This is a genomic window from Streptomyces sp. NBC_00443 (assembly GCF_036014175.1).
GTDB lineage: Bacteria > Actinomycetota > Actinomycetes > Streptomycetales > Streptomycetaceae > Streptomyces.
This window is the reverse complement of sequence record NZ_CP107917.1, coordinates 1,734,794-1,749,866: the sequence shown is the minus strand read 5'-3', so window position 1 is coordinate 1,749,866 and position 15,073 is coordinate 1,734,794. Positions and strand designations below refer to the sequence as shown.

Genomic DNA, 15,073 nt, shown 5'->3' with positions numbered 1-15,073 from the left:
ATTCACCCCAGCGGCCTCAAGCGCTCCGTCAGCGCCTGCGACCGGCGCCGCATCCCCTCATGGCAGCACCTTTCGCGGCGATTACTCAGAGCCAGTCCTTCCGCTTGAAGATGAGGTACAAACTGGTGCAGACCCCCGCCATCAGCAACACCGCGAACGGGTACCCGAACACCCAGTGCAACTCCGGCATGTGGTCGAAGTTCATGCCGTAGATCGTCCCCACCAGCGTCGGAGCGAACAGAATCGCCGCCCACGACGAGATCTTCTTGATCTCCTCGTTCTGCTCGAACCCCGCCTCCGCCAACGCCCGCATCTCCGCGTTCTGCTGCTGCGTGACCAGCGTCGTGTTCACCGTGAGGATCTCGGTGAGGGCCTGGCGGAAGCCGTCGACGCGCTCGCTGGTGTGGGTGACGTGGTCGGCCACGTCGCGCAGGTAGCGCTGGAGTTCCTCGTCCGTGCCGTATTTGGAGAAGCCGGCCATCAGGGCGTGCAGCATGCCGACGAGCGGGCGGGTGGCGCGCTGGAACTCGACCATTTCCCGGGAGAGTTCGTAGATACGGCGGGAGACCTCGGGATCGCCCCGGAAGACCTCGGTCTCGATCTCGTCGATGTCGTTCTGAACGCCCACCACCACCGGCTCGTAGCCGTCGACCACCGCGTCCAGGATCGCGTAGAGCACCGCCTCCGGGCCGAGTTTGAGCAGCTCCGGAGTCTCTTCCATGCGCTGGCGGACCGCCGACAGGTCGGGGGCCGCGCCATGGCGGACCGTGATCACGAAGTCGGGGCCGACGAAGACATGCAGTTCGCCGAAGTCGACCTCCTCGGGTGCGTCCAGGTAGCGGGCCGCACGAAGGACCACGAAGAGCGTCTCGCCATAGCGCTCCAGCTTGGGCCGCTGGTGCGCCTCCATCGCGTCCTCGACCGCGAGCGGATGCAGGTCGAACTCGGCGGCCAGGGAGAGCAGTTCGGCCTCGGTGGGGCGGGCCAGGCCGATCCAGGCCATCCCGGAGGGCTGGTCGCGCAGCTCGCGGTAGGTGTCGGCGAGCGTGGCGGGGGCGGACACCCGCACACCGTCCCGGTACAGCACCGCCTGCACGACACTCGCCACCTCGGAGGAGTCGGGCGCCGTGGTACGCGCCGCGGGCCCCGGCTCCGGTGGCTCGGGTTGCGGCGGGGGAGCGACGGCTCGGCGCCAAGCGGACTTCACGGGGTTCTTCGAGGCGGGGCGTGCGCGTCGCTCGGACATCGCGGCTGCCTCCCGGTCTGGACGACGACTGGGTGATCTCCGGTGAAGGATATACGGGGCGAATGGCATGGGAGGGGTGAGGGGATCCGGGATTCCGTGAGAGTTGCGGACCGAAGGTGTCCGCAAGCCTCGCTAGCGTGCGGAGCATGACGAAGCGCAGCACCAAGAAGACGACGGCAGCCGCCGGCCCCGTGCTCGGCACCCGCGCCCTCAACCGCGCCACCCTCGACCGGCAGTTGCTGCTGCGTCGCTCGCCGCTGTCGGCTCTGGCGGCCGTGGAGCATCTGGTCGGCCTCCAGGCCCAGGAGGTCAAGCCGCCCTACTACGCGCTCGCCGCCCGTCTCGACGGCTTCACGCCCGACGCACTGTCCGGCCTGCTGGCCGACCGCGCGGCCGTGCGGATCGTCACCATGCGATCCACGATCCACCTGCACACCGCCGACGACAGTCTCACCCTGCGTCCGCTGGTCCAACCCGCCAGGGACCGCGAGATCAACTACTTCCGCAAGGGCCTCGGCGGCGTCGATCTCGACCGGCTCGCCCACATCGCCCGCGATCTCGTCGAAACCGAGCCCCGCACCATGAAGCAGCTGCGCGAAGCGCTGAGCGTCGAGTGGCCGGACGCCGACCCGCAGTCCCTGGCCGTCGCCGCCCGCTGCAAGCTGCCCCTCGTCCAGGTCACCCCGCGCGGACTGTGGGGCCGCAGCGGCCAGGTCGCTCTCACCACCGCCGAGCAGTGGCTGGACCGTCCCTCCGAGCCGGCCGCCTCACCCGATGCCACGGTGCTGCGCTACCTGGCCGCCTTCGGCCCCGCCTCCGTGAAGGACATGCAGACCTGGTGCGGCCTGACCCGGATGCGTGACGCCTTCGAACGGCTCCGCCCCCAGCTGCTCACCTTCCGCGACGAGAACGGCGTCGAGCTCTTCGACCTCCCCGACGCCCCGCGCCCCGATCCGGACACCCCGGCCCCGCCCCGCTTCCTGCCCGAGTTCGACAACCTGCTCCTCTCCCACGCCGACCGCACCCGCGTGATCCCGCCCGCCAACCGTGGCCGTACCTGGCAGGTGAACACGGTCTACTGCCCCCTCCTCGTCGACGGCTTCCTCGTGGGCGTGTGGCGCATCCTCGGCGACGAGCTCGTCATCGAGGAGTTCACCGAGCTCACCAAGGCTCAGCGCGGGGAGGTGACGGAGGAAGGGGAGCGCATGCTGAAGGTGATGCACCCGGCGGCGTCGTACGACATCCGCTTCGGAACTGTCATCCCCTAGTCGGCCACCCCTAGTCCGCCACTCCGTAGTCGGCCACCCCCTGGTCGGCCACCCCCTGGCAGGCGCCCCGCAGGCGTCAGTCCGCCCGTCCCGTCACCGCGACCGTCACGCCGAGCCCGATCATCGTGCACCCGCCGGCCCCGCCTATCAGGGACAGCCGGCGGTCGGAGCGGGCGAACCAGCCGCGGGCCGCCGACGCGGTCAGGCCCCACAGGGTGTCCGTGACCAGGCCGATGGTGATCGGGACCAGGCCCAACAGCAGCATCTGCAGCGGGACATGGCCTGCCGAGTGGTCCACGAACTGGGGGAGCACGGCGGCGAAGAACACCACGCCCTTGGGGTTGGTGACGCCGACGAGGGCGCCGTCGAGGACCGTACGGAGGTCACCTCGCGTCGGTTCCGTCGGCTGGTGTGTCCGTATCGCCGAGGCCTTGAGTTCCTTCCGGTGCCGGAATGCCTGCACGCCCAGGTAGATCAGATAGGCCGCGCCGACCAGCTTCACCGTCAGATAGATCGTCATGGACCGCTCGACCAGCGAGCCGATGCCCACCGCGACGGCGACCACCAGCAGATACGAGCCGAAGACATTGCCCAGCGCGGTCGCCACGGCGGTGCGGCGGCCGTGCGCCAGGGCGCGGCCGATGACGAACAGGACACTCGGCCCCGGAATCACGATCACCAGCAGCGACATCGCCGCGAAGGCCAGCACACGATCTGTGGACACCATGCCCATCACCCCCATCCGAAGCCCATTCAAACAGGCACCACTGACAACGGGACAGGACCGTGGGCATGGATGTGGGCATGGATGTGGTGACGGCTGCGGACATGGATAGGGGGGTTGCGGGCCGCTCGTGGAGGCCCGCAACGCCCCCTGGTCTTTCACCTGAGGTGTGCTCAGGAGACCTGTTCGGTGACCTCGTCCGAGAACGTGGTCAGCCGGGTGTAGATGCCCGGGTATCCGGCTTGGGCACAGCCCTCGCCCCAGGAAGTGATGCCTGCCAGGACGCCCCCGATGAGCAGGGGACCGCCGCTGTCGCCCTGGCAGGTGTCGACGCCGCCGGAGGTGTATCCGGCGCAGACCATGTCGGACGAGATGAAGTCCGAACCGTAGGAGCTCGCGCAGCTGGAGTTGGACACGATCGGCACGGTCGCCGTGCGCAGCTGGTTGGAGGAGCTGCCGCCCGAGGAGGTGGTGCCCCAGCCGATGATGCGGGCGGTGGCGCCGGTCGCGTACACGCCGGTGTCCGAGGAGTCGACGTACGAGGCCGGCGTGTACGGCATCGACGTGGACAGGGTCAGCACCGCCACGTCGTTGCCCTCGGTGACGTCCGAGTAGTCCGGGTGGATCCATATGTCGCTGACCTGGCTGACGGTGCCGTTCGTGCCGTTGAGGTAGGTGCGGCCGCCGACGACCCGGACGCTGCTGTTGCTCTCGCCGACCATGCAGTGGGCCGCGGTGACCACCTTGGTCGCGGAGACCAGCGTGCCGCCGCAGAACTGGTTCTGGGAGGCGTCCGTGATCTGCATCATGAAGGGATACGAGGTCGTCGTGGTCGTCGTACCGCCCACGATGCGGGAGGACGCCGCCTCAGCGGTGGGGGCGCTGAGCAGTGCGGCCGCGGCCGCGGCGGCGGTCGCCGCGACGACGGCGGTCTTTCTGGCACGGGTGAGCCCGAACATGAGACTCCTCATTGGGGGGTTGCCGGTGGGGGGTCGCGCGGGTGTGGGGGTTGCACGGGAGTCGAGGGACCGACACCCGTGTGCCCGAGCGAGCGGCACGAACTCAAGGTAGGTCCCGGAAGTTTCCCTTCCCAATGAGGGAACCCCTAAGGGAGTTGGACAGGGAAAACCCTCGGTCCGCCTCGATAAACCCACGCGGACCGACAAAGACGGGTGAACTCACCTCGTACGGCGCCGGATCCCGCGTCGTGACGGCGCCGAGATCTCACGTCGTACGGCGCCCCGACCTCAGGTCTTGCGGCGCCCCGCCGCCAGTCTGACGATGTCGACCCGCGATCGGATCCCGAGCTTGCGATAAACGCGGGTAAGCGTCGCCTCGACCGTTTTGACGCTGATGAAAAGGCGCGCGGCGATCTCCCGGTTGGTCGCGCCCTCCATGACGAGCGCGGCGACCTGACGCTCCATCGAGGCGAGCCCGTCCAGGCCGTCGAGCCCGTCCGGGGCGGAGGCGGGGGCGGGAGGCGCCTCCGCGGGCCGCGTGGCTGCGGCCGCCACGACCTGCCGCAGCCAGGGCAGGGCCCGGCAGCGGCGGAACAGCCTGGCCGCCTCGTCGTACGACGTCGGGCCCGCGGTGTCGGAGCGCAGCTGAGCCAGGGCGAAGGCGGCCCGGGCCTCCTCCAGGCTGTAGCCCAGCTTGCCGAGCCGGTCCTGAGCCGACGTCAACTGGGTGGCGGCGGCGTCCTGTTCGCCCCGTACCGCGCGGATCAGCGCCTCGGCCCGGTCCAGTACGGCCAGTACGCCCTCCCGTTCCAGGCGCAGCGCGATCTCGCGCGTGCCGTCGATGACGTCCTGTGCCTCGGCGATCTCACCGCTGCGCACCAGCGCCTCGGCCAGGTCGCCGTGCCACCGGCCGCGCGCCGGGTCGGTGATGCCGAGGCCCTGCTCCACCTCCCGCACCCGGCGCAGCGAACGCACCGCCGCAGACACGTCCCCGGCCACCAACTGGGCGTGCCCCAGGGCGGCCAGGGCACGCGACACGTACATCTGGTCGCCGTCCTCCTCGGCGTGCGCCACCGCTTCCCGCGCCAGGTCCAGCGCCCGGTCCACCTCCCCGCCCGCGGCCTCCGCGAGCGAGGTCAGCACGGCGGAGGCCACCTCGCCGATCCCGGTGTCCCGGGCCATCCGCAGGCTCTCGCGGGCCAGGTCGAGGGCGCGTCCGCAGTGACCGGAGTGCAGTTCGGTCTCGGCCACCCCGCGCAGGAAGTGCACCTCGCTCTCGACCGACCCGCGCCGCCGCACCTCCCGCAGCAGGGCGGTGACCGTGGCGCGCGCCTCGGCCAGCTGGTCGCTCATGATCAGCCAGCGGAACCGCGAGTAGCCGGCGCCGTTGTGATGGCACGCCACCCTCGGGTCCTGGGGCTCCTCGAGCGCCCGCCTGATGGTCGCGGGGGCGTCCGGGTGGCCCATGAGGGTCTCGATCTGGGCCTGGAAGGCGAGCGCCATCAGCTCCGTGTACCGGTCGCCGGCCCGCGCGGCCAGCTCTGCCGAGTACGCCGCCTCGCCGCGGGCCTCGTCGAAGTCGCCCTCCACGAGCAGGGCCCGCCAGGTGAGCTGGTAGTGGACCAGGGCGAGCAGTCGCGGGTCGTCGCCGGCGTCGGCCAGGGCCTGCGGGAAGATCGCGTCGACCTCCGTCATGGCGTGGCCCGCCGTGTCGATCACGATGATCCAGGCCCGCACCCGGTCCTCGGGAACGGTCGTGCGGCTCAGCACCTCACGGGCGATGTCCCGGGCGAGGTCCAGTTCCCCGGCGGTGATCGCGTCCTCGGCGGCGGCCAGGCGCATCACTTCGGGGCTCGGGGTGCCGTCCGCCGGGGTGTGCCGGGCGGCGAGCAGCCCCAACTGCGCGGCCACAGAGGGCGCTCCCCGGTCCCTGGCCAGGGCGGCGGCCTCGGCGAGCCGGGCGGCGACCTCCGGGTCCGTGCCATGGGTCGCCAGGGCCAGGTGCCGGGCGCGCTCGATGGGGTCGGACGCGGCCGTGGACAGTGCGGCGTGCGCGGCCCGGCGGTCCTGCGCGGGCGCCTCCGCGTACAGCGCGGCGGAGATCATCGGGTGCGCGAACCGTACGGCGGGACCCTCGGGTTCGGTGGCCAGCAGCCCGAGTTCGGCGGCCTGGGCGGTCTCGGCCTCGGCGTTGTCACGGCCGGCCGAGTGCAGCAGGGCCAGTGTGGGGCGGGCGCCCGCGCTCGCCACGAGCAGGGTGCGGCGGGCTTCCGCCGACAGCATCTCCAGGCGGTTCAGCACCAGGGCGCGCAGCGAGGTGGGCACCGGCAGGGGCTCGCCGGGGCGGGGCGGCGTGGGGTTCTCGGCCAGGGCGCGGCCCAGTTCGAGGGCGAACAGGGCGTTGCCGCCGCTGGTGCGGTGGATGTCGCGGACCGTGGAGCGGGGCAGGCCGGTGTAACCGCGGTGGTCCAGCAGGGCGGACAACTGGGCCCGGGAGAGCGGACCCAGCCGGACGGCGAGGGTGTCCGGCGGGGACGCGCGTAGATGGCGGTCGTACTCCTCGCCCTCGGTCCGCACCGCGCACAGCATCCGCACCGGGGTGTCGCCGAGGCGCCGGGCGGCGAAACCGAGGAGTTCGGCACTGGCCGGGTCGAGCCACTGGAGGTCGTCGGCGACGACGAGGACGGGCCCGGTGTCGGCGAGGGCGCGCAGGGCTGACAGCACGGCCAGGCGCAGGGCGAGGCCGTCGCGCTGGAGGGTGGACTCGCCGCGGCCGGTGAGGGCCGACTCCAGGGCGGTGCGCTGCGCGGCGGGCAGCCGCTCGGACACCTCGTCCAGGACCAGGCCGAGGAGGTCGGCCAGCGCGAGGAAGGGAAGATGGGATTCCGACTCCGTGGGCGAGCAGCGCAACACCGTGCGTGCCGCGCCGCCGTATTCCCCGGCCAAAGCCCGCAGGACCGTCGACTTCCCAATTCCGGCAGGTCCGTGAAGCAGCACGCTGCCGCCCCGCCCGAGCTGCTCACGCGCCGCCGTGAACAGCTCCTCCCTGCCGATGACCTGGTCGGAGCGGCAGCCGGCAGGCTCCTTGAAGTCCCGTCGCACGGTCACCGCTCCCCTCCGTGTGTCGTGTCCGGGCCAATATTAGGCAACAGGTCTTTGAATTTCGGACCGACGACATGGTGAGGCAAATAACAGCGACGGGCATAGGGAAATTCAAAGCACAGATGAATGAATGGAGGGTCGTCGGGGTGGGCCGGCCCACGGAGGGCAACCGCGGCCCGTGACAGGCAGCCGCAGGCCCACGTCAGGCAGCCGCAGGCCTAGGGCAGTAACCCGGCCCGGCGTGCCGCGACCACCGCCTCCCCGCGCGTGTGGGTGCCCAGCTTCCGCATGGCCGAGCGCAGATAGCTCCTGACCGTCTCCACCCGCAGCCCCAGCCGTTCGCCGGCGACCGCGTTCGTCGAGCCGGCGGCCACGCACGCCAGCACGTCCAGTTCGCGCGGGGCCAGCCGCACGCCGCTCGGCGCACGCGCAGGGTCCTCCGTCAGCAGGCCGCAGGCGTCCAGCAGTTCCGCGCGCAGGGCGGGGTCGCCGATGCGCGGGGCCAGAGCGCGCAGCGCCGCGTGGGCATCGCGGACCCGCTCCCAGTCGGCGCCCCGGTCGACCGGCGGCGTCTCCACCGCCGCCGTCTCCACCCGCGCCGCCGCCAGCAGCCCCCGCACCTCGTCCCGCACCACCAGCGCCTGCTCGACGTCCCGTGCCGCCTCCACGGCCGCCGTCAGCGTGCGGTCGCCCAGGGGCTGGGCCGTGCGCAGGGCGCCGTACAGGACACCGCGCACCCGGCGTCGTACGACGACCGGAACCGCCAGCACCGAACGCAGTCCCTCCACGGCGACGGCGGCGTCGTACTCGTGGGTGATCTGCCGTGAGGCGGAGTAGTCCGTGACCGCGCACGGGCGGGCGAGGGCCACCGCCTTGCCGCCCAGGCCGTTGCCGGCGGTCACCGCGAGCCTGCTCAGGGACTCGGTGGCGGTGCCGTTCAGTTCGCTGATGCGCACGCGCGGACGCCCGGGCTCCACCAGGCCGCCGAAGGCGACCGGCAGCCCGGTCGAGCGGCGCAGGCGCAGCAGCGCGCCCCTTATCTCCACCGATGCTGCCGCTTCCACTGCCACCTGCTCGCCCTTTCCTGCGGCTTTCCCGAGCGCACACCCCGTTCGGGGGTAGTGAGACCCACGTCACGGATTACACGATGGCAGAGGGCCGCCCGGCAAGGTTCCGGTAACCAGGAGGACAGATGACGACGGGGACGGAGGGGTTCCGCAGTGCGCGGGACTTCCTGCTCGAGCACCGCGAGGACTACACGACCGCCTACGAGGGCTTCACCTGGCCCCGGCCGGAGCGGTTCAACTGGGCGCTCGACTGGTTCGACGTCATCGCGGACGGAAACGACCGCACCGCGCTGCACATCGTCGAGGAGGACGGCAGCGAGGTCCGCCTGTCCTTTGCCGAGATGTCGGAGCGCTCCGACCGCGTCGCGGGCTGGCTGCGGGCGCGCGGCGTCCGTGCCGAGGACCGCGTCCTCGTGATGCTCGGCAACCAGGCCGAGCTGTGGGAGACCGCCCTCGCCGCCATGAAGCTGCGCGCCGTCGTCATCCCGGCCACCCCGCTGCTCGGCCCCGCCGACCTGCGCGACCGGGTGGAGCGCGGCCGCGTCCGGCATGTGCTCGTGCGGGCGGAGGACACCGGCAAGTTCGACGGGGTGCCCGGCCGCTACACGCGCATCAGTGTCGGCGGCGCACGCGAGGGCTGGCAGGCGTACGAGGACGCGTACGCCGTCTCCGCCGACTTCACCCCCGACGGGCCGACGGCGGCCGACGATCCGCTGATGCTCTACTTCACCTCCGGCACCACCGCCCGCCCCAAGCTGGTCGAGCACACCCACACCTCGTATCCGATCGGGCACCTGGCCACCATGTACTGGATCGGCCTCAAGCCCGGCGACGTGCACCTGAACATCTCCTCGCCCGGCTGGGCCAAGCACGCCTGGTCCAACCTCTTCGCGCCGTGGAACGCGGAGGCGACCGTCTTCATCCACAACTACACACGCTTCGACCCGGCCCGCCTGATGGCCGAGATGGACCGCGCCGGCGTCACCACCTTCTGCGCCCCGCCGACCGTCTGGCGCATGCTCATCCAGGCCGACCTGAGCGTCCTGCGCACCCGCCCGCGCGAGGTCGTCGCCGCAGGTGAGCCGCTCAATCCCGAGGTCATCGAGCGGGTCCGCGAGGCGTGGGGCGTGACCATCCGGGACGGCTTCGGGCAGACCGAGACCGCGGTCCAGGTCTCCAACAGCCCCGGCCAGCCCCTGAAGACAGGCTCCATGGGCCGCCCCAGCCCCGGCTTCCGCGTGGAACTCCTCGACCCGGTCTCCGGCGCGCCGGGCGCCGACGAGGGCGAGATCGCGCTCGACCTGTCCGCCCGCCCCGTCGGCGTGATGACCGGCTACCACGGCGACGCGGACCGCACCTCGGAGGCGATGGCCGGCGGCTACTACCGCACCGGCGACATCGGCTCCCGTGACGCCGACGGCTACATCACCTACGTCGGTCGCGCGGACGACGTCTTCAAGGCGTCGGACTACAAGATCAGTCCCTTCGAGCTGGAGAGCGCCCTGCTGGAGCACGAGGCGGTGGCCGAGGCGGCCGTCGTGCCCGCGCCGGACGAGCTGCGGCTCGCGGTGCCGAAGGCGTACGTCGTCCTCGCGGAGGGCTGGGAGCCCGGCCCCGACACGGCCAAGGTGCTCTTCGAGCACGCACGGGAGGTCCTGGCGCCGTACAAGCGCATCCGCCGCCTGGAGTTCGCGCCCCTGCCCAAGACCGTCTCCGGCAAGATCCGCCGCATCGAGCTGCGCGAGGCCACGGCAGCCGGTTCGGACGCCGAGTACCGCGAGGAGGACTTCCGGTGAGCTCAGAGCTGTCCTACACCCACGGGACGAGCGACACCGTCCTGCTCGGCGACACGATCGGGGCCAACCTGGACCGGGCGGTCGCCGCATGGCCCGAACGGGAGGCGCTGGTCGACGTGGAGTCCGGGCGGCGCTGGACGTACGCCCGGTTCGCCGCCGACGTCGACGAGTTGGCGTACGCGCTGCTCGCGAGCGGCGTCGCCAAGGGCGACCGGGTGGGCATCTGGGCGGTCAACTGTCCCGAATGGGTGCTGGTCCAATACGCCACGGCCCGCATCGGCGCGATCATGGTGAACATCAACCCCGCCTACCGCACCCACGAGGTCGAGTACGTCCTCAACCAGGCGGGAATCTCACTCCTCTTCGCCTCCCTGAGCCACAAGGCGAGCGACTACCGGGCCATGGTCGAGCAGGTGCGCGGAAAGTGCCCGCAGCTGCGCGAGACCGTGTACATCGGGGACCCGAGCTGGGAGGCGCTGATCGGGCGGGCCACACCTGCCCCGTTCGAGGAGCTGTCCTGCGACGACCCGGTCAACATCCAGTACACGTCGGGCACGACGGGCTTCCCCAAGGGGGCCACCCTCTCCCACCACAACATCCTCAACAACGGCTATTTCGTGGGGGAGTTGATCGCGTACACCGAGCAGGACCGGGTCTGCATCCCGGTGCCCTTCTACCACTGCTTCGGCATGGTGATGGGCAATCTGGCCGCCACCTCGCACGGCGCCTGCATGGTGATCCCGGCCCCGTCCTTCGATCCGAAGGCCACGCTGGAGGCCGTCCAGCAGGAGCGCTGTACGTCCCTGTACGGCGTCCCGACGATGTTCATCGCGGAGCTGAACCTCCCCGACTTCGCGTCGTACGACCTCTCCTCCCTGCGCACCGGCATCATGGCGGGCTCGCCCTGCCCGGTGGAGGTGATGAAGCGGGTCGTCGCCGAGATGCACATGGAGGAGGTCTCCATCTGCTACGGCATGACCGAGACGTCCCCGGTGTCCCTCCAGACACGCCGGGACGACGACCTCGAACACCGCACGTCCACGGTCGGCCGCGTCCTGCCGCACATCGAGGTGAAGATCGTCGACCCGGCCACCGGCGTGACCCGGCCCCGCGGCACGGCGGGCGAGCTGTGCACCCGCGGCTACAGCGTGATGCTCGGCTACTGGAACGAGCCCGGGAAGACCGCCGAGACCGTCGACGCGGGCCGCTGGATGCACACCGGCGACCTCGCGACGATGCGGGAGAACGGCTACGTCGAGATCGTCGGCCGCATCAAGGACATGATCATCCGGGGCGGCGAGAACATCTACCCGCGCGAGATCGAGGAGTTCCTCTACGCCCACCCCAAGATCGCCGACGTCCAGGTCGTCGGAGTGCCCCACGAACGGTACGGCGAGGAGGTACTGGCCTGCGTCATCCCGCGCGACGCGGCCGCCCCGCTGACGCTGGAGGAGCTGCGGGCCTTCTGCGACGGGCAACTGGCGCACTACAAGGTTCCGAGCCGGTTGCAGATCCTCGACGCCTTTCCGATGACGGTGTCCGGGAAGGTGCGCAAGGTGGAGCTGCGCGAGAGGTTCGCGGCCGGCTAGGTCCGGCGCATGCACGCTCGCGGCCACCGGTCGAGGCCGAGTTCCGCCTCATGGGCACGGATCTTCCGCAGCCCTGGGGTGAGCTCGGCCTCGTCGAGGACGTGGAAGCCGAGGCGTTCGTAGTACGGCGCGTTCCACGGGACCTCGGTGAAGGTGGTCAGGGTGAGACCGGACAGGCCCTCCTCGCGGGCGCGACGGGCGGCGTATGCGAGCAGGGCCCGGCCGATGCCCCTGCGAGCCGCGTCAGGGTGGACCGAGACCTGCTCGATGTGCAGGGAGCCGTCGACGGGCTCGCAGATCAGATAGCCGACCGGGTGGTCCACCGCGTCGCAGGCGGCCCAGGCGCGGCCCGCCCCGCGGTAGTGCTCCAGGACGTCCAGGGCGGGCGGCTCGTCGTCGGCGATCGCCGCCATGCCGAGGTCGCGGAAGGCGGCTCCTGCGGCGCGTTCGATGTCCTGGAGGACGGGGAGGTCGTCGGGCGTCGCGGCTCGGATGCGCATGGGCCGAGTGTCCGTCGTCGGCGGCGTCGGGCGCATGCGGATTACCGGGCGCCCGTCGCGTCCAGTTCGTCGGCGAGGCTGTTGACCGGCTGGGGTGTCCCCGTCAGGTCGAGGACGAAGAGGGGGACGCCCAGGCCGTCGGCGCGAACGCGGGCGTCGGGGGCGTACCCGGCGAGGGAGAAGTAGACGCAGGCCGCGGACTCGGACATGGCGGTCAGCCACAGGCACTCCACGTCACGCAGGGAGGCCGGGCTGACCGTGGGGTCGACCTGCGCGAGCAGCCCGTGAGCGGCGATGCCGACCCCCGACGTGGGCCGCTGGTCGGCCCGGCGGATGTCCCGGTAGCCGAGCCACCGCAGATATACGGCGGCCGCGGTGACCGCGTCACGGGCGGTGCGGATCGTGACGGGCTGAAAGGCGCGGCGCGCCGCGGGCGGTGTCTCCCGCCGCGCCACGCCCGTGTCGGCTCCCGCCTCCGCCACCGGCACCCGCACCATCGTCCCGCAGGGGCACCCCACCTCCGGACGGGGCCAATGGCTCTCCCGGCCGCACGACCCGCAGCGCACGGCGATCCATTCGTCGTCCCAGGCCCGGTGGGCAACGGCCGTCGCGGTCCCGTGCGGATCGAGCTCCGGCGCGATGGGCGCCCCGCACGCGCACGGATAGGCGGGTGCCTCGTAGAGATGCTCGCGCCGGCAGGCCGGGCAGCGCAACGACACGCTCTCGGACATGGCCCACTCCAGGACGACCTCGCATCGGGACAGCGGTCCCATCGTCCTCCACGTGGTGCCCGGTTGTCCGCCCGTTGAGGGTCTTCGCCTCTTGACGCTCCTAAGCTGCCCACTTACATTGCTTCCAGATAGTAGAAAACAGTTTCCGCAATGTGGAAAACGCAGGCGGAATGGACATCGTCACGGAATTGCTCACCGCGGGGCGCGACGGGAGTGCGAATCCGACAGCCGAAGCAGGAGTACTCAATGGCTCGTATGACCGCTGCCCGAGCGGCAGTCGAGATCCTCAAGCGCGAGGGCGTCAGCAACGCGTTCGGCGTGCCGGGCGCGGCGATCAACCCCTTCTATGCGGCGCTCAAGGCCTCCGGCGGGATCAACCACACCCTCGCCCGCCATGTGGAGGGCGCCTCGCACATGGCGGAGGGCTACACCCGCACGCACGCCGGCAACATCGGCGTCTGCATCGGCACGTCCGGCCCCGCCGGCACCGACATGATCACCGGCCTGTACTCCGCGATCGGCGACTCCATCCCGATCCTGTGCATCACGGGCCAGGCGCCGACCGCCGTGATCCACAAAGAGGACTTCCAGGCCGTCGACATCGCCTCGATCGCCAAGCCGGTCACGAAAATGTCGGTGACCGTCCTGGAGGCCGCCCAGGTCCCCGGCGTCTTCCAGCAGGCCTTCCACCTGATGCGCTCCGGCCGTCCCGGCCCGGTCCTCATCGACCTGCCGATCGACGTCCAGCTGACGGAGATCGAGTTCGACCCGGAGACGTACGAGCCCCTCCCGGTCTACAAGCCGGCCGCGAGCCGCGCCCAGATCGAGAAGGCGATCGGACTGCTGAACGCGTCCGAGCGGCCGCTGATCGTCGCGGGCGGCGGTGTCATCAACGCCGACGCCGCCGAACTCCTCGTCGAGTTCGCCGAGCTGACCGGCACCCCGGTCGTCCCGACCCTGATGGGCTGGGGCCTGCTGCCCGACGACCACGAGCTGAACGCCGGCATGGTGGGCCTGCAGACCTCGCACCGCTACGGCAACGCGACCTTCCTGGAGTCCGACTTCGTCCTCGGCATCGGCAACCGCTGGGCCAACCGCCACACCGGCAAACTGGACGTCTACACGGCCGGGCGCAAGTTCGTCCACGTCGACGTCGAGCCCACCCAGATCGGCAAGATCTTCGCGCCGGACTACGGCATCGCGTCGGACGCGAAGGCCGCGCTGGAGCTGTTCGTCGAGGTGGCCAAGGAGCTGAAGGCCGCGGGCAAGCTGCCGGACCGCTCCGACTGGGCCGCGTCCGCGCAGGAGAAGAAGGCGACCCTCCAGCGCCGTACGCACTTCGACGACATCCCGATCAAGCCGCAGCGCGTCTACGAGGAGATGAACAAGGCCTTCGGCCCGGAGACCCGGTACGTCTCCACCATCGGTCTCTCGCAGATCGCGGGCGCCCAGATGCTGCACGTGTTCAGGCCGCGGCACTGGATCAACTGCGGCCAGGCGGGCCCGCTGGGCTGGACGATCCCGGCGGCGCTGGGCGTGGCGAAGGCCGACCCCGAGGCGCAGGTCGTCGCCCTGTCCGGCGACTACGACTTCCAGTTCATGATCGAGGAGCTGGCGGTCGGGGCGCAGCACAAGATCCCGTACGTCCATGTCCTGGTGAACAACTCCTACCTGGGCCTGATCCGCCAGGCGCAGCGGGCGTTCGAGATCGACTTCCAGGTCAACCTGGAGTTCGAGAACATCAACTCGCCCGAGCTGGGCGTCTACGGCGTCGACCACGTCAAGGTCGCCGAGGGCCTCGGCTGCAAGGCGATCCGCGTGACCGACCCGAGCGAACTGGGCGCCGCCCTGGAGCAGGCCAAGAAGCTCGCGCAGGAGCACCAGGTCCCAGTGGTCGTCGAGGCGATCCTGGAACGCGTCACCAACATCTCCATGTCGACCACGAACGACATCAGCAACGTCGTCGAGTTCGAGGAGATCGCGACGGAGCCGGGTCACTCGCCGACGTCGATCAGGACGCTGAAGGTCTGACGCGTCCGGTACGCCGAGGGGCGGTCCAACCGAAGGGTTGGGCCGCCCTTTCGCGTTCCC

At 71.0% G+C, this 15,073-nt stretch carries 11 protein-coding genes; 4 read left to right on the top strand and 7 right to left on the bottom strand.

Annotation, left to right across the window (positions count from 1 at the left end; all coding sequences use genetic code 11):
• Nucleotides 1-85: 85 nt before the first annotated feature.
• A complete protein-coding gene (locus OHO27_RS07920; protein WP_328421670.1) occupies nt 86-1,246 on the bottom strand; it encodes a magnesium and cobalt transport protein CorA in 1,161 nt (386 codons plus the stop codon).
• A gap of 146 nt (nt 1,247-1,392) precedes the next feature.
• Between OHO27_RS07920 and OHO27_RS07915 the strand changes: the two genes are divergently transcribed.
• Nucleotides 1,393-2,514, top strand: a complete 1,122-nt coding sequence (locus OHO27_RS07915; protein WP_328421668.1) for a winged helix DNA-binding domain-containing protein — start codon at nt 1,393-1,395, stop codon at nt 2,512-2,514.
• Nucleotides 2,515-2,590: 76 nt separating this feature from the next.
• On the opposite strand, the gene OHO27_RS07910 is transcribed toward OHO27_RS07915, so the two are convergent.
• The 4 genes from OHO27_RS07910 to OHO27_RS07895 form a co-directional block, all read right to left on the bottom strand.
• On the bottom strand, nt 2,591-3,241 hold the full coding sequence (locus OHO27_RS07910; RefSeq protein ID WP_328421666.1) for a LysE family translocator: 651 nt from the start codon (nt 3,239-3,241) through the stop codon (nt 2,591-2,593).
• Nucleotides 3,242-3,411: 170 nt separating this feature from the next.
• Complete coding sequence (locus tag OHO27_RS07905) at nt 3,412-4,197, bottom strand: S1 family peptidase (protein WP_328421664.1); 786 nt, start codon at nt 4,195-4,197, stop codon at nt 3,412-3,414.
• A gap of 288 nt (nt 4,198-4,485) precedes the next feature.
• Nucleotides 4,486-7,305 carry a helix-turn-helix transcriptional regulator gene (locus OHO27_RS07900; protein ID WP_328421662.1) on the bottom strand — a complete coding sequence of 940 codons (2,820 nt, stop codon included), beginning with the start codon at nt 7,303-7,305 and terminating at the stop codon, nt 4,486-4,488.
• A gap of 212 nt (nt 7,306-7,517) precedes the next feature.
• Nucleotides 7,518-8,363 carry a response regulator transcription factor gene (locus tag OHO27_RS07895; RefSeq protein WP_443059521.1) on the bottom strand — a complete coding sequence of 282 codons (846 nt, stop codon included), beginning with the start codon at nt 8,361-8,363 and terminating at the stop codon, nt 7,518-7,520.
• 128 nt (nt 8,364-8,491) lie between these two features.
• Here OHO27_RS07895 and OHO27_RS07890 point away from each other — a divergent pair, with 128 nt between their 5' ends.
• A complete protein-coding gene (locus OHO27_RS07890) occupies nt 8,492-10,162 on the top strand; it encodes an AMP-binding protein (protein WP_328421658.1) in 1,671 nt (556 codons plus the stop codon).
• Nucleotides 10,159-11,751 carry an AMP-binding protein gene (locus OHO27_RS07885; RefSeq protein ID WP_328421656.1) on the top strand — a complete coding sequence of 531 codons (1,593 nt, stop codon included), beginning with the start codon at nt 10,159-10,161 and terminating at the stop codon, nt 11,749-11,751. The genes OHO27_RS07890 and OHO27_RS07885 overlap by 4 nt, the downstream gene beginning before the upstream one ends.
• On the opposite strand, the gene OHO27_RS07880 is transcribed toward OHO27_RS07885, so the two are convergent.
• Together OHO27_RS07880 and OHO27_RS07875 are read right to left on the bottom strand one after the other, a co-directional pair.
• Nucleotides 11,748-12,251, bottom strand: a complete 504-nt coding sequence (locus tag OHO27_RS07880) for a GNAT family N-acetyltransferase (protein WP_328421654.1) — start codon at nt 12,249-12,251, stop codon at nt 11,748-11,750. The genes OHO27_RS07885 and OHO27_RS07880 overlap by 4 nt on opposite strands.
• Before the next feature lie 41 nt (nt 12,252-12,292).
• Nucleotides 12,293-12,982, bottom strand: a complete 690-nt coding sequence (locus OHO27_RS07875) for a hypothetical protein (RefSeq protein ID WP_328421652.1) — start codon at nt 12,980-12,982, stop codon at nt 12,293-12,295.
• A 246-nt stretch (nt 12,983-13,228) separates the two neighbouring features.
• Here OHO27_RS07875 and gcl point away from each other — a divergent pair, with 246 nt between their 5' ends.
• The gene (gene gcl / locus OHO27_RS07870) at nt 13,229-15,013 is read left to right on the top strand and encodes a glyoxylate carboligase (RefSeq protein WP_328421650.1); all 1,785 of its coding nucleotides are present in this window, start codon (nt 13,229-13,231) and stop codon (nt 15,011-15,013) included.
• Nucleotides 15,014-15,073 lie beyond the last annotated feature (60 nt).